This window comes from Nonomuraea dietziae, assembly GCF_014195505.1.
Classification (GTDB): Bacteria; Actinomycetota; Actinomycetes; order Streptosporangiales; family Streptosporangiaceae; genus Nonomuraea; species Nonomuraea roseola.
Window position 1 is genome coordinate 38,279 of the sequence record NZ_JACIBV010000003.1, and the last position, 15,520, is coordinate 53,798.

General features: G+C 68.6%; 12 protein-coding genes and 1 pseudogene. 5 read left to right on the forward strand and 8 right to left on the reverse strand.

Features of this window, described 5'->3' with window-relative positions:
- Window positions 1–33 precede the first annotated feature (33 nt).
- From FHR33_RS47200 to FHR33_RS47235, 8 genes and pseudogenes are all read right to left on the reverse strand, one after another.
- Complete coding sequence (locus tag FHR33_RS47200) at window positions 34–1,815, reverse strand: type IV secretory system conjugative DNA transfer family protein (protein ID WP_183663177.1); 1,782 nt, start codon at window positions 1,813–1,815, stop codon at window positions 34–36.
- Between the two features lie 76 nt (window positions 1,816–1,891).
- The gene (locus tag FHR33_RS47205; RefSeq protein WP_312896109.1) at window positions 1,892–3,367 is read right to left on the reverse strand and encodes a putative type IV secretion/conjugal transfer ATPase; all 1,476 of its coding nucleotides are present in this window, start codon (window positions 3,365–3,367) and stop codon (window positions 1,892–1,894) included.
- Window positions 3,357–4,154, reverse strand: coding sequence for an SCO6880 family protein (locus tag FHR33_RS47210; protein WP_312896110.1), 798 nt, complete (start codon window positions 4,152–4,154; stop codon window positions 3,357–3,359). The genes FHR33_RS47205 and FHR33_RS47210 overlap by 11 nt, the downstream gene beginning before the upstream one ends.
- Window positions 4,155–4,182: 28 nt before the next feature.
- Window positions 4,183–4,797 (reverse strand): annotated as a pseudogene (locus FHR33_RS47215) (SCO6880 family protein); the annotation flags it as partial.
- A gap of 9 nt (window positions 4,798–4,806) precedes the next feature.
- A complete protein-coding gene (locus FHR33_RS47220) occupies window positions 4,807–6,300 on the reverse strand; it encodes a hypothetical protein (protein ID WP_183662451.1) in 1,494 nt (497 codons plus the stop codon).
- A 281-nt stretch (window positions 6,301–6,581) separates the two neighbouring features.
- Window positions 6,582–7,376 (reverse strand): hypothetical protein, encoded by a 795-nt coding sequence (locus tag FHR33_RS47225; protein WP_183662453.1) that lies wholly within the window; start codon window positions 7,374–7,376, stop codon window positions 6,582–6,584.
- Between the two features lies 1 nt (window position 7,377).
- Window positions 7,378–7,785 (reverse strand): hypothetical protein, encoded by a 408-nt coding sequence (locus FHR33_RS47230; RefSeq protein WP_183662455.1) that lies wholly within the window; start codon window positions 7,783–7,785, stop codon window positions 7,378–7,380.
- Entirely contained in the window at window positions 7,782–8,168 is a 387-nt protein-coding gene (locus FHR33_RS47235) for a hypothetical protein (protein ID WP_183662457.1), read from the reverse strand. The genes FHR33_RS47230 and FHR33_RS47235 overlap by 4 nt, the downstream gene beginning before the upstream one ends.
- A gap of 190 nt (window positions 8,169–8,358) precedes the next feature.
- Between FHR33_RS47235 and FHR33_RS47240 the strand changes: the two genes are divergently transcribed.
- The 5 genes from FHR33_RS47240 (at window position 8,359) to FHR33_RS47260 (ending at window position 15,237) form a co-directional block, all read left to right on the forward strand.
- Window positions 8,359–9,330, forward strand: a complete 972-nt coding sequence (locus tag FHR33_RS47240; RefSeq protein WP_183662459.1) for a lytic transglycosylase domain-containing protein — start codon at window positions 8,359–8,361, stop codon at window positions 9,328–9,330.
- Between the two features lie 80 nt (window positions 9,331–9,410).
- Complete coding sequence (locus FHR33_RS47245) at window positions 9,411–10,178, forward strand: hypothetical protein (RefSeq protein ID WP_183662461.1); 768 nt, start codon at window positions 9,411–9,413, stop codon at window positions 10,176–10,178.
- Between the two features lie 476 nt (window positions 10,179–10,654).
- Window positions 10,655–11,155, forward strand: a complete 501-nt coding sequence (locus FHR33_RS47250; RefSeq protein ID WP_183662463.1) for a hypothetical protein — start codon at window positions 10,655–10,657, stop codon at window positions 11,153–11,155.
- 186 nt (window positions 11,156–11,341) lie between these two features.
- Window positions 11,342–14,890 (forward strand): DNA polymerase III subunit alpha, encoded by a 3,549-nt coding sequence (dnaE, locus tag FHR33_RS47255; RefSeq protein ID WP_312896120.1) that lies wholly within the window; start codon window positions 11,342–11,344, stop codon window positions 14,888–14,890.
- Entirely contained in the window at window positions 14,887–15,237 is a 351-nt protein-coding gene (locus FHR33_RS47260) for a DUF6300 family protein (RefSeq protein ID WP_183662474.1), read from the forward strand. The genes dnaE and FHR33_RS47260 overlap by 4 nt, the downstream gene beginning before the upstream one ends.
- Window positions 15,238–15,520: the final 283 nt, after the last annotated feature.

The following is a 15,520-nucleotide window of genomic DNA, read 5'->3' on the forward strand; positions in this document are numbered from 1 at the left end:
CGGCGTGTGCAGAGCAGGCCAGGGCATGGCGGGCTACCTCCGGGAGAGCGTGGTTGGAGGGCGCGAGCGGGGGCTGCGCTGCGGGCGCTTACGCAGGGCGCGCCGGGTGATGTCGCGCTCGGCGCGCTTGGTGGCCGCGCGCAGCCGGTCGGCGTAAGGCTCGGCCATCCACGGTCGCAGCGTGATGACTGCGGCGCGGATGCCGGTCAGCAGCAGCAACGCGGTGCCCTTAGGCAGAGCGCGCACGTCGGCCGCGGAGTAGATGCGCTCCTTGCGGGAGGAGTGGCTGACTGAGCGGCCCTGCCGGCTGTGCGAGACCGAGGTTTCGGTGATGCGGTGTTCGCCGATCAAGCGGCTGATCTTCTCGGCGAAGTCGCTGTCGTCCAGGCCCGCGCCCAGGACCTTGACGGTGGCGGCGCCCCACAGGGCGTCCATCCCGGCCTGCCCCCACACCCGGGCGCCCTGCTGATAGCTCTGCAGGATGGTGACGATCGGAATGCCCAGGCTGCCTAGGAACGAATACAGATCGGGCAAGTCTTCGATCGGGGCGATGTTGGCGGCCTCATCCAAGATCGCCACGAGTGGTGGGTCGTTGCGGCCGCCAGCTCGCTCCGCCGCGCTGATGGCCGCCTGCAAGACAGCGTCGGCGAACGCGGCGACCAGCGGAGCGGCGCCGCCGCGGCCCTTCTTGCTAAACAGGTAGAGGGTGTCGCTGCCGGTGACGAAGTCCTCCGGGTCGAACTGCGGCTTGCCGGGATCGGGAGTGATCCACTTGCTGATCACGGGATCCAGCAGGCACGCCATCGTCTGGGCGGCAGTGCTGTAGACGCCGCCACGGGTCTCGGCGGGCAGGCGGATGGTCGACTGAAGATCGCCCGCCAGCCCGATCGCGCCGGCCTGGCGCAGCGCCTCCACCGGCGCGGGATCGGCGGGGTTGGCCAGCCAGTCCAGCACGTCATGGATGGTGCCGTCGCTGGTGGCGGCGGCGTGAAACAGCCCGCACAACAAGTTGCTCGCGGCCAAGGCCCAGTAGTTGCTCCGCTCGCTGGCCGAGAAGGCGCAGGCGATGAAGTGCCCGGACAACCTGCGGGCGCCTTCCACCGTGATCGCTTCGGCCAGCAGGTCCCACCACCAGTCCTGGTCGGCGTGGCAAATCTGCTGCGGGTCGAACACCCACAGGTGGCCGCGAGCGCTGCGGGGCGCCCAGGTGGTGGTGTAGGCGTCGGACTTGCGGCTGGTGAGCAGCACCGCGCCGGGCGCCCGGATCGCCATCGGCGCCACCAGCGCGGTGGTTTTGCCTGAGCGAGGAGCCATCAGCGCCAGGTAGACGTCTTCCCAGGAGCCGCGCAGTTCCACGCCGTTGTGCTCGCCGATCAGCATGCCGGCCTGGTCCGGCGGGATGTTCTTGGCGCCGGACAGCGACGGGCGCAGGCGGCGGGCGACCTTGGCCGCGCCGCGCGGGGTGAGGCCGCGCAGATCGCGCAGCCCGGCCAGGCCCGGATTGCGGGAGAACCACCGATAGCCGGCGGTGACGGCGGGTACGGCGAGCGCCGTGGTGGCGCCGGAGGTGACGGCGATGCCGCTCCAGACCGCCAGCGGCGGCACTCCCGGCCAGTCCTGCTCGGTGCCGTCGGGTAACCGCAGAAGCAGCGTCAGGCTGAACGGCGGGGGCCGCCAGCCCGCGCCGGACACCAGGGCGCCGAGCGTGCCGCCGAGCCAGATCATGGCGACCAGCACGCCAGCTGCCGCGGCGACCGCGAGGATCAGCCAAGGCGCGACGTCGGCCGGGTCGTGGCCTCGCCCTTCCCCGCTCATCGAACCCACCGCGCCCGCGGCCCCTGGGGCGCTCTTCTCGGCGAGAGCGGCACATGGGTGCGGCATCGTGGGGCGTTCACGAGCGTCCTCGCCGCATCGCCGCATCGGTGTCGTACAGCCGGTGCTCAGCCGCGGTCAGCTGCAGCCGCGCCGGGATGCCGACCCGCTGCCCGATCTTGATCAGCGCCTTTCCACGTCCGGGGTGCATCGTGGCGACATCGAGGCCAGAGGCCGTCGGCGAGGCCCATGAGGCGACGATGGCGATTTCGCTGGCGGTGAGCGGTCGTTGCGCCGAAACGCGTTCCAGTTCGCTGACGGGCATGGCCAGCAAGATCGCGATGTCGCATCGCTCCATAAGTCCGCGCGCCTTGGCCCGGTCTTCTTCCGTGGGCAGGGCTTCCAGGTCCGCCAGCCCGTGTGTGGCCATGATGACGATCTCGCCCTTGGCCCGGTTCAACCTGATGATGGCGTCGATGGCGGCGACCATTCCCGGCCCGGCGCGCAGTGCCCGCCACAGCTCATCCAGCGGCAGTACCACCTGACCGGGGAGCAAGCCGAACGCGCGGGCGGTGTCGATCGCGGCATAGCTGTAGGCCCAGGTGGCCAGCAGCCCCGCGGCCACAATATGATCGCCAGCGGTCAGGATCGGGGACAGGTCGATGGCCAGCGCGGGCTGGGACAGATCCACCGGCGTGGTGGTCTGCCGATCGAACAGACCGGCCAGGGGGCCGTCGCACAGGTTCTCCAGGGCCGCGATCACCGGCCGTACCGCGGCGAGGTAGCTGGCTTCGTCCCGGGTGATCAGCCGGTCACGGAGTGACTGCGGACTCTCGCGCAGAACCCGGATGACATCGGGAATCGTGGGGTCGACGCCGGCCGGTTGTGTCTCGGCCGCCAGCCGGATGGCGGTGTTGATCGCGGTGCTTTCCTCGGCGCCGGGGCGGCGGGTCAGGCCATACGGGGTGGCCAGCAGCGCGTGTAGGAGCTCGCCGCGGCGGCCGTTGATCTCGGCCAGCATCCGGTCCCGCTGTTCGGCTGGCAAGCCGTACACGTGGCGGCCGAGCGGTCCGGAGTCCAGGGGGTTGATGGCGTCCAAACCGCGGCCGATGCGGATGACCTGCCCCCCGAGCGCGCGCACCAGGCTGGTGTACTCGCCCTTGACATCTCCCGGCACCAGGAGCTTGCAGCCGTAGGCGACCAGGCCCAGGCATAGACGCTTGGCGACGGCACTCTTGCCGGCGCCCGGCTGGCCTTGGATCCAGACCGACGGGTTGGTGGTCAGCCTCCCCACCCAGCCGGGCGGATCGACGCACACAAGCTCGTTCGCGAGCAGATCCGGTCCGATCGGCACCCCCTCGGCCGGCAGGCTCCCGGCTTGCACGAAAGGGAACAGACCTGCGACTTGCACCGTGGTGCCGAGATAGATCGAGCCGGGCTCGACGTGCGCGGCGCGGCCACGCTTCCAGCCGCGGCGCGGCGCTACCCGCTCCGGCGTCAGCTCGGGTCCGGCAGGAGGGCGCGGGCGGCCCGCCCGCCGCCGGTCACTGGTCACCGGGATACACCCCACATGGCAGCCCGGCGGCAAAGGCGCTCGCCTGGCCGCCGTAGGCCAGGCGCAGCTTGAGCCGGGCGTGCCCGGCGGCCTGCTCCACTTCGCGGCGGGCCTGGGCGAGTTCAGCGCGGGTGGGCGCCGTGGTCGTCACATACAGGCTCCACTGGACCAGGCCGGCGCCGTGAGCTTCTTCGATCGCGGCGCGGGCGGCGCGGTTGGCGTCGGCTCGGTCGCGAGCCGTGGCGTCGCGGCGGGTGCGTCGCTTGTACTCCTCGCGCACCGCGGCGGCGTTGACCTCCTGCTCCAGCAGCGCGCCGGCGACGTCGCGGGGCAGCGTCCGGTAGGTCAGGGTGACCCGGCGCCGGTACTGGCCTGGGCTGAGCAGACTGAGCAGCACGTCGTGGGAGACGCGCTGGCGGGGAGCCTCCAGCAGCACCCATGACATCGAGTGGGAGCCTTCGTGCTGGTAGGTGTCGTACCGGTCGCGGGCGTGCTCGGGTCGCGCATCGGCCCAGCGCAGCTTGTCCCAGTCGGCAGAGACGCTTTCGGCGTCCGTGTCGTAGGCGGTGCGGACGATGCGGATCAGGTCAGTCGCGCTGGCTCGGCGCAACACCTCGGCCCCGGCCGCCGAGACCGCCAGCCCGCCCAGGCTGCGCAGCACTTCGGCGACGGCGTTCGGCACCTCCCGAGGAGAGCTCGCGCCGATGGACGGGTCGCAGGTGAGCGAGAGTCGGGCGCGTACCTGGGCCGAGGCGCGCGGCGCGGTCGCGGTCAGCTCGCGGATCACCTGCTGGGCCAGGTCGGGGGGCGCCGGTGGCCAGGCGGCCCTGTACGTGGTCGGCCAGCTGGGTGCCGGGTTCGGGCACGAGTTCGACGGTCACGGCGGCGTGCTGGATCGATGCGTCATCGGCCAAGGTGGCCAGCAGATGTCCCCAGTTGGCGACCTGCCGGTTGACCGTGGCCGGATCGGCCAGCAGGGCGCCGGCCGGTGACAGCAGCACCGTGGCGGTCATGTGCCCGGTGCGCTGGTTCCAGACGATGCCGATGCGGCCCCGCCCGGGATCTTCGACATCCAGCAGGCGGGTCGGAGCCAGCACGCCCGGCAGGTCCCACCGTTGCGGCATCGGCGTGACCATCTGGCCCAGAGCGATGGTGTGGGTCCGCCATTCGGCCCACCGCCAGCGCATCCAGGCCAGAGCGGCGTCCAGAACCAGGACGCCGGCGCGGCGGGCGACCGACAGCAGCGCGACGATGATCCCTGCCGGAGCCAGAAGTAGGGCCGCTCGCATCTCGACCAACAGGCCCGCCATCAGCGGCACGAGTACCGCCGCCAGCAGCATGATGGTCTGCCGGGTATCCAACGAACCCAGGCCCAGGCTCCGCGAACGCCGCCAGCCGCCGTAGGTGTACAGGTCGGTGCTGCTACTCATCAGCCTGGCTCACCCGTAGTTCCGGTCGATGATGGCTGGCTCGCTGCCGCCCCCGCCTCTGCCGCCGCTGTCACGCTCGGCGCGCTCGAGCGGATGCGTCGCGGCCGGCTGGCCCTGCTCGCCGGTCTGACCTGGGGCCGCCACCTGCGCGCCAGCGGCCTGACCGAGCTGCTCGGCGCCGCCGACCACGACGCCGGCACCGGCGATGACGGCCCCGACGGGACCGGCCGCCCCCGCCGCGGCGCTGCCCGCACCGGCGGCGCCGCTCGCGCTCGCCGTACCCGCGGACCCGGCCGCGCCCGCGGTGCTGGCGCTGCCGGTCGCGCCCGCCTCAGCGGCGACCCCGCCCTTGGCGGCACCCGTTCCGCCGGTCGCGGGGGCCGGGTCGGCCCCGGGCGTCAGCTGGGCGGACTGCGGGTCAGCGACCGGTGACGTTCCCGGGGCCGCATCGGTGCTTGACTGCTGGCCGGTGGCGTGCTGGTCGGTGCGCTGGTGTTGGCTGGACGGGGTGCCTTGCTGCATCCGCTGCTCCTGTTCGGTCGCCGACGTGGGCCCCGACCCAGGGCCTGCTCCCCCGCTGTCGCTCCCGCCGCCGCCCATCTTCGAGGTCGCCATCCAGGCGGCCTGGCTCAACCATGAGCCCGCGCCGCCGCCGGCTGCGGCCACGCCGAGCGGCGCGAAGATCTTCACCAGGGCGGGCATCGCGATCACGGCCAGGACGAACATGATCAGCGCGTACAGCAGCCCGGCGATCTCGGTGGACTCGCGAAACTGCGCCACAGCCGCGACGATGATCAGCGACACGATCGGCTTGTAGGCGGCGACCGTCAGGATCGCGGTGATCGTCTTGGGCAGCCAGGCGCGGGTGGCGTTGGTGCCGATGCTGCCGGCAGCCGCGATCGGCAGCATCAGGGCCAGGATCGGGATCGTGGCGTTGCGCAGCCACAGCACGATCACCTGGATGATCAGCACCAGGATCAACAACGTAGCCAGCTGGATGGTGAGCCAGGCCGGCATTGCTGCCTTCACCACCGCCCCTTCAGCGGTGGTGGTGATCAGCTTCGAGGTGAGCATGGCGACGATTTGACGGTTGAGCAGTCCGTTGCGGGCCAGGTCACCCAAGATCCACTCCGACAGCAGGTCGGAGGTGCGCATCACACCGCCGGTGACCGCGACCCCGCACAAGGAGACCAGGCCGGTGATGACCAGCCCCTGGAAGGCTTCGAGAAGGGGCAGGCCCCGGCCTTGGATCATGGTGCGGATGGCCTGCCAGATCAGAAGTATGACGGCGATCATCATGCCGATCGACAACGTCATGCCATACAGGCGCATCGCGCCCTGCTGCTCCAGATCGAAGCTGGTGAGCTTCAACCACATCTGCAAGAAGATGTTCAGCAGGGTTTCCGCCGCCGCCATCACCAGCGCGGTCAGCGGGGTGAGCAGCGTCTTGTCCAGGCCCGTCGCGGCGACTTCGGCTGCCCGGTCACCGACGTTGCTGAGCACGCACTGAGGCAGCAGGACCTGAGGGCCGGTGGGGGCGCACTCGACCTTCCTCTGAAGGGGAGGGGCGGTGGGTTTGCTGCTGGCGGCAGGTGTGGGGGTCGGCGTCGCGGACCCAGCCCCGTCGGCGGTCGCAGCCATGGGAGCCAGAGCGGCCGCGGCTGCCGCGCCGTCCTGGCCGTGCGCGGCGGACCCGAGCCCGCAAGCCAGCAGCAGAGCCAGCACCACTCCGATGAGCAGCCGGCCGGGGTGGCGCGTGGAAGGCCAGAAGCGGTGAGACATGCTCATCCCGCCTTCGACGGCCGGATGGCCGACCAGCCGAGCTGGTTGAAATCGGCGCTGCCCAGCTCGGCGTAGCGCAGCGTGGGCATCTGGTCGGCCGGAGTGCGTACCGCGAGCCAGTCGCCGTCGCGAACGTCGGGATGCCAGCGCATGTGCACGGTTACCGCGCCGGAGGCGCTGATCACCGGTTGGTCCCGGCTGGCCAGCAGGTCGACCTGGAGGTTGAGGTTGACGATGATGTTGTCGCCATCGCGGGAGGTCCAACGTACTCCGGTCGGCTGGACGAGGATGCTGGCCTCGGGCGGCAGCCCGGCCTGGGCGTCGACGCCGATCTGCTGGCGGAACCAGGCGACTCCTTGCAGGGCTTCCTCGCGCGTGGCCGCTCGACCGGCGGGCGCGATGTAGACCTGGACGGCCTTGACCGCCGCCGCCGCATCCAGCGTCCAGGACGCCTGGTACAGCGCGGCCGCCGCGCTGGCGGCACCGGCAGGGGTGCGCGCAAAGCGCACCGGGTAGCGGTCGGCCAGCATGGCGGAGGACTCAGGCAACTGCGCCCAGCGGGTCGGGCGCACGTAGCCGTACGGGTCGGTGGACGCGGCGGGCGCGGTAGGTCCCGCGCTCGGCTGCGTCGGCGTTGGCGACGAGCTGGCCTGCGGGCCGGCGCTGAGCGGTGCAGGTTCGCGTGACAGTAAGCCCACGACGGCGGCCGCCACGATGAGGGCCAGGACGCCGATGCCGACGAGGGCGCTGCGCGTGCGGCGCTTGGCCAGCGCGTCCAGTTCGCTGGTGGTCGGCATGTCAGGCCGATCCGCCGGCGAAGAACATGATGATCGATGCCGCGCTCATGACGACGGCGATCCCGCCGAAGATCCAGGGGATGCTGGCGGCGCCGTCTGCGGCCAGGTTGCTCCGGTTGCTCTTGCCCGCCATCATCTTGGTTCCCGCGTAGATCATGGACACCAGCGCCACGGCCAGGGCAATCCACTTACCGGCACCGACAAACCGCTGAAAGTAGGCCTTCAACTCCGCAGGTGGAGCCGGTGGGGCGTCGGGAAGCTGGAAACCGTTGCCGCCCGGGCTGTCAGTGCTGACAGCCATGGGGACCTGGTTGCCCCCGGCCGGGCCGGGGGTGGGCAGGAGCCCACTGAGTTGATCGGCGGCCAAGGTGAGCGCATCGTTCAGCGCCTGTAACAGGTGAGCGGTCACGGATTTGGGCCCTTCGAGAGCAGCGCCCGCTGCAGCGAACGGGCGGTTCGGGTGACGCGGCCGCGGGCCTTCAGCGCCGCCTGCCGGTCGAGCTGGCGTAACGCGAACAGGTACGGCACGCGCACGGTGAGGACGGCCTCGCCGCTGATCGCGCGCAGCCGGTAGCGGGCCAGGCGCGGCGGAGGGAACGGCGCATCGGCCACGATGATCAGCGCAGGGCGTGGCAGGTGCCCCGGCCAGGCGGCGATCATGCGGGCGGCGTGCTCGGCGCCCTCCGCCGTGGCCTTGACGACCAGTGCGGCGCTATGTCCGTCGGGAACTGCGCCGGCGAATTCGAACGCGGCAGGGTGAGCCCGTCGGTGGTTGAGCAGGTCGATGACCATGCTGGTGCCCGCTCCGCCGTGGGCGCCGATCAGAGTCCACTGAGGCTTCGGTACTCCGTGTTTTGACGATCGCACTTGCATCCCTTTAGGCAATTCCGCCACATTAGACACTTGACACACACATTTACCAAATCTTGACAGGGTTTGGCGATAGGGCGTCAAGGGATGAGAGGGCAAAATGCGAACCGTTGTGCCGATCGTGCTGGCGATCGTGCTGTTCACCGCCCTCTTGCCGCTTATCGTGCTGCTCGCATCCACCGAAGCCGTCTCGGCCATGCTGCCGACGAGCCGGTCAATCGGGCAGGGCGAGGACCCGATCGACGTCGAGGACATACCGCCGGAGATGCTGCGGTTGTACGTGGCCGCCGCCCGCACCTGCCCCGGGCTGCACTGGTCGGTGCCGGCCGCAGTCGGCAAGATCGAATCCGACCACGGCCGGTCGGATCTGCCGGGCGTCAAGAGCGGCACCAACAGCGCCGGTGCCGCCGGCCCGATGCAATTTTTGATCTCTACCTGGGGCGGCGCCGCGAAGATCAAGGCGGGGACGTTGCTCAACGGGTACGCCGCCGACGGCGACGACGACGGCTGGGCGGACGTCTACAACCCGGCCGACGCGATCTACGGCGCGGTCAAGTATCTGTGCGCCTCCGGCGCCCCCGCCGACGTGCGCCAGGCCTTACACGCCTACAACCACTCCTGGGCCTACGTCGAGGACGTACTCGCCCAGGCCGAGCGCTACCGCCAGGTCGCCATGACCAAGCCGCAGGCCCGCCAGGCCTTCGCCCCCGAGCAGCAGGGCAGCGGGGACATGCTCACCCCGCGCACCCGCCGCATCCGGGACCTGATCAAGCAGCAGTTCGGCGTCCCATACGGCATCGGCTGTTACAGAGCGATCGAAGACGGAGGAGAGCATCCCCGAGGCCGCGCCTGCGACTTCATGCTGTCGACCCAAGGCCGGATGCCCTCCCCCGGCGAGTTGGCCCGCGGCGACGCGATTGCCGCATGGGCGCAAGCCAACGCCGACACCTTGGGCGTCCTGTACGTCATCTGGCGACAGAGAATCTGGAACTCCGGCATGGCCGACAGGGGTTGGCGGCCTATGAGCGACCGCGGCTCCATCAACGAGAACCATTTCAATCACGTACACATCAGCATGCGCTAGAAGTCTTTTTACAAGGTTCCATGCGGTGAGTCAGGGAACATTGTTGCCTTATGTGATGGTTGATTCTATGCTCGCCCGATATGCGGGATGATCAGCATGGACATCACGTCAACAGACCCCCGGTGTCGGGGCCTGCGGCGCTGACGCACCTGTCAGGTCGGCAGCCGTTCGACGAGCCGTTCGAGCACACGGGATGGCCACACCCAACCCAGCAAGCCGACGAGTCCAGCCACCACACCACGAACTCCGAGCAGGCTGACGGCGAGGTGGAACTAGGCTTCTTGGCCGAGGTTTCACCTGACCGGGAATTCTGGTCCGACAGCGAAGAGGACGACGAAGCCGAGAACGAGGAACCTTGGGACGATCTGTCCTCCCATCGGCGACGTCGCCATCGCCGGGTGCCGATGGGACTCGCGGCAGGAGCAACGGTCGGCGGTGTGGCGCTACTGATCGGCATCTGGTCCATGGCCAGTACCGGCAACGGCCCCCCTGCCGAGTCAGCCGCGACTTCGCCTTCCTCCTCTGTCCAGTCCATCCTGGACTCGCCGCCGCCTCCTCCCGAAGGTGAGCCGACCGAACCGATCAGGACCCTTAAACCCAGCCGTAAACCGGTCGTCTCACCAACGACCAAGGCGCCGAAGCCACTCGAGACCAAAACCGCTCGGCCGACTCACAAGCTCACCACTAGACCCTCGGTCCGGCGCAGCCCAACGGCCCGGCCGACCAAACTCAAGGATACGGTCGAGCCGGCAGGCCCCACGGAAGCACCTCCCCCGCCCACCGGCGAGCAGGACGACGAGCCGCCGCAGACCGGCCCCACTGAGATACCTCCACCACCCGGCGGGTAAAACGCGGCGGCAGTGTCGTGGGCCCCAGCCCATTCTTCTAGCACGCCAGCTGGGTCCGCTCGGCACCGGTTCCTCAACATGCCGTTCCTGGCTACCTGGCCCGCCTGACCGCACGCCCCGAGGGCTCCTGCATGAAGCCATGGGGTGCCTGCCCGATCACGGCAACATCCTGATCTCCAGCGGCGGCATCGGCCGCTGCCGCGCCCTGGGGTGCGGCCGAACCCGGGGCTACGGCCGCGACGCCACCCTGTGTGCGCCGAACCCGCCACGCACCGCCTGGTCGACGAGCACCCCGGGTCATGGCGGAGCGGCGCGGACACTGAAGTCCACGAGCTCGCACAGCGACAGGCATGCCCCGGCTACGAACCGCCTCCAAGCGTTCGATAGCAAGGAAGTCTTGCAACGATCAAAGTCTTGACTGGTAAACTTTTTGACCGCTAGAGTGTGTCGAGTTAGCCGTTGACCTGGAGGTTGTGATGCCGAGAAACGACCTCACACCACGGCAAGAAGAACTCGCCAACGCCGTCACCGCCGCCCTTCGTGCCGCTGACATCGCCATCCGGGCAGCGATCCGCGAAGCCGCCAGCGCAGGGGTTAGCGCCAACGAGATCGCCCGACGGGCGGATAGCAAGGTCTCCGGCGTGCGTGGCTACAGCCGCCCAGTGGTGCTGGAGATCCTGGGCGCCGACGACATCCGCTCCACCGCGCTCGCCGCTCTGGAGGAAGCGCAACTCGAGGTCGGCGACCGCTGCGACGAACAGGCCCACGTCGTGGTGTGGGAGGGAGCGGTCAGATCGGTGTGGGTCTGCCTGGCCGCAGCCCTGCGTGGGCACCCGGCCGCCACTCGGCGGGATCTGGCCGCCAGGGTCGAGACAGCGCTGAGCGCGGCTGGCCTGCGCCTGCGCCAGAACCAGAAGGAAGGCGACACGCGGCAGGCTCTCGGCGACGGCGAGACCATGGAGATTTACAAGACCTGACGCCCGCCGCGTCGCTGCTACCTGCGGAAAAGCGCCTTTGAAGCGTCTGATGCATCTCACAGCTACCGATAAGTAGATCAACGCTCTACTGGCATTTGTCCCCCTGGTATGGACTGCACCAACAGCCTCAGAAGACGGAATAGGCTCAGCGGACCAGCCGGGCTGGCGGAAAGAACAGGAGAACTGGTGAGCGATTCCTTCGTCCATCTGCATGTCCACACCGAGTACTCGATGCTCGACGGCGCGGCGAAGATGAAGCCGCTGTTCGCCGAGGCTGCCCGGCTGGAGATGCCAGCCATCGCGATGTCGGATCACGGCAACATGTTCGGCGCCTACGAGTTCTTTCAGACCTCCAAGGGCTCCTCGGTGAAGCCGATCATCGGTATCGAGGCGTACGTGGCGCCGGAGAACCGCTTCGTCAAAAAGCAGGTCTTCTGGGGTCAGCGTGCCGAGACCGGTGTGGCCGACGGCGAGGGCGGCAAGGACGTCTCCGGCGGTGGCCGGTTCACGCACATGACCATGTGGGCCAAGGACGCCGCAGGCCTGCGGAACTTGTTCAGGTTGTCGTCGCTGGCCAGTTTTGAGGGCTACTACAGCAAGCCGCGGATGGATCGCGATCTGATCTCGCAGTACTCCGAAGGGATCATCGCCACCACGGGATGCCCGTCGGGGGCGGTGCAGACGCGCTTGCGGCTTGGTCAGTACGACGAGGCGGTCAAGGTCGCCGCGGACTATCAGGACATGTTCGGCAGGGAGAACTACTTCCTGGAGTTGATGGATCACGGCATCGACATCGAGCGCGAAGTCCGGGCCGACCTGCTGAAGCTCGCCAAGCAGCTGAACATCCCGCTGCTGGTCACCAACGACAGCCACTACGTCACCGAGGACCAGGCCGACGCGCACGACAGCCTGCTGTGCGTCGGTGTGGGCAAGAACAAGGACGACCCCAACCGTTTCCGGTTCAACGGCTCGGGCTACTACCTCAAGAGCGCTGAGGAGATGCGCCGGCTGTTTCCCGAACTGCCTGAGGCGTGCGACAACACGCTGCTGGTCGCCGAGATGGTCGGCGACTACAGCGACGTGTTCGCCTACGTCGACCGGATGCCGCAGTTCCCGGACATGCCCGAAGGCGAGACGCAGGAGTCCTGGCTGCGCAAGGAGGTCGAGCGTGGCCTGGAGATGCGCTACGGCAGCCCCGTGCCCGTCGAGGTGATGGAGCGCTACGAGACCGAGATGAAGATCATCGGTCCGATGGGGTTCTCCAGCTACTTCCTGGTCGTCGCCGACATCTGCAAGTACGCCCGGGACAACGGCATCCCGGTTGGCCCCGGCCGAGGCAGCGCCACCGGCTCGATCGTCGCCTACGCCACCCGCATCACCGAGCTCGACCCGCTCGAGCATGGTCTGCTGTTCGAGCGTTTCCTCAACCCCGAGCGCATCAGCCCGCCCGACATCGACCTCGACTTCGACGACCGCCAGCGCGACCGGATGGTGCGCTACGTCACCGAGAAGTACGGCAGCGAGATGACCGCGCAGGTCAACACCTTCGGCACGATCAAGGCCAAGGCCGCGGTCAAGGACGCCGCCCGCATCCTCGGCTACCCGTTCGTGGTCGGCGACAAGATCACCAAGGCGATGCCGCCGGACGTGATGGGCAAGGGTGTTCCGCTGTCGAAATTGTTCGACACCGATCACCCCCGCTACGCCGAAGGCGCCGAGATCCGCGCCCTGTATGAGAACGACCCCGACGTGCGCAAGGTGATGGACACCGGCCGCGGCATCGAGGGCCTGATCCGTGGCACCGGCGTTCACGCCGCGGCGGTCATCTTGTCCTCCGCGCCGTTGCTGGACTTGATCCCCATGCACATGCGGGACAAGGACGGCGTGATCATCACAGGCTTCGACTATCCCTCATGCGAGGAAATGGGCCTGATCAAGATGGACTTCCTGGGTCTGCGGAACCTGGGCATCATCGATCACGCCATCAAGATCATTGAGCAGAATCGGGGCATCAAGCTCGACACCCTCACCATCCCGCTGGATGACGCCACCACCTACCAGCTGATGGCCCGTGGCGACACCCTCGGTGTCTTCCAGCTGGACGGCGGCCCGATGCGGCAGCTGCTGCGGCTGATGGAGCCGACCCGATTCGAAGACATCGCCGCCGTGCTCGCCCTGTATCGGCCCGGCCCGATGGCGGCCAACGCGCACACCAACTACGCCCACCGCAAGAACGGCCGCCAGGACATCGAGCCCATCCACCCGGAGCTGAAGGAGGCGCTGGAGCCGATCCTCGGACCCACCTTCCACCTGCTGGTCTATCAAGAGCAGATCATGGCCGTCGCCCGGGAACTGGCCGGATACACCCTCGGCGGCGCCGACCTTCTTCGCCGGGCCATGGGCAAGAAGAAGAAGGAGATCCTGGACGCCGAGTTCGCCAACTTCCAGGCGGGCATGCGCGGCAACGGCTTTTCCGATGAAGCCATCCAGGCGTTGTGGGACGTCATGCTGCCCTTCTCCGGGTATGCGTTCAACAAGTCGCACACCGCCGGCTACGGTCTGGTCGCGTACTGGACCGCCTACCTCAAGGCCAACTACCCGGCCGAGTACATGGCCGCGCTGCTCACCAGCGTCGGCGATGACAAGGACAAGGCCGCCATCTACCTGGCCGAGTGCCGCAAGATGGGCATCCAGGTGCTGCCGCCGGATGTCAATGAATCGCAGCTGGACTTCGTCGCCGTCGGCGACGACAAGGTGCGCTTCGGTCTCGGCGCGGTCCGCAACGTCGGAGAGAACGTCGTCGAGGGCATCGTCCAGGGCCGCAAGAAGGGCCCCTACACCGACTTCAACGACTTCCTCGCCAAGATCCCGCTGACGGCCTGCAACAAGCGCGTCATCGAGTCGCTGATCAAGGCAGGCGCGTTCGACTCGCTCGAGCATCCCCGCAAGGGCGTGCTGATGATCCACGAGCAGGCGGTCGACTCGGTGATCGGCATCAAGAAGAACGAAGCCCACGGCCAGGATTCGCTGTTCGGTGGCGACGATGCCGGCGATGACGAGACCTTCTCCGTCGCCATCCCCGAGCTGGAATGGGACCGCAAGACCAAGCTGGACTTCGAGCGCGAGATGCTCGGCCTGTATGTGTCCGACCATCCGCTGGCCGGCACCGAGCGGCTGCTGGCCCGCAACCGCGACACCACGATCGCCGAGCTGCTCGACAGCGGCCGCGACGACCGCAGCGACGTGCGGGTGTGCGGCCTGATCACCAAGGTGGAACGACGCGTCAACAAGGCCGGCAACGTGTGGGCGATCGTCACCGTCGAGGACATGGACAGCGCCGTGGAATGCCTGTTCTTCCCCAAGAACTGGGAGCTGTACAGCCCCGAACTGCGTGAGGACGCGGTCGTATCGGTCGGCGGGCAGATCAACAACCGCGACGGCGCGATCAGCATCTTCGCCAACGACCTGACCCCGATCGACGTCTCCGGCGTCACCAGCGACTCCGGCCACCCGATCACCCTCCAACTGCGCGAGGAGCGCCTCACCGCGCAGTTGGTGGAGGACTTGCGCAACGTGCTGAAGACGCATCAGGGTAAGGTGCCGCTGCGCATCAACCTGCGCCAGCCGAACGGCAAGATTAAGGTGCTGGCGGTTCCGGAGTTCTCGGTCACCTCCGAGCCGTCGTTCGCCGCCGACGTCAAGGCGCTGCTTGGCCCGGAGGCGATTGCCCTATGAGCGCTCAGCGGCGGGTGGACATCATCTCCTCCGACCGGACGCCCCCCTGCCCGCGCTGCGGCCAGGAAGGGCTGCTGCAGGCCCGTGTCCCGCACGGGTGGGTCAACGCCAGCGGCGCCCTCGTGCAGGGTCGCAACGGCGTCGTGTTGTGCGCGACCTGCGACGCCGATCAGCCGCACGCGGCGGCGCTCATCACGTGGTTTCACGTCAACGGTCAGGTGGAGGTCGGCGCCGAACACGAGTTCAAGCGTCTGCTGGTGGCATGGGCCGAGCATGTACACGTGCCGCTGCTGGATGAGCGGGCGTTGACTGAGGAAGCTGCCCTGTGGCAGGAGGGCGAACTGTAGGAGCGGCGTCTTCCTGCGGCGAGGTCGGCGCGCTGGCGTGCGAAAGAGCCCGGCACCTCCATGAGAGGGGCTGCCGGGCACACTTAACCTCCTCGAGGCCTGCATGCCCTTGTCATCCGCTCCGGGGCGGAGATGCCGGAGCGACCCGCAGGCGGATTAGCATCTCCTCGATGCGCCGCCAGGAGCCGAGCGTTTCATCAGCATCGGTGATGCGGCTACTGGCGCTGCGACGCGGGATGCGCCCGGCGGTGGGCGGGAGGGAAAGAGCGGACCAGCACTCCTA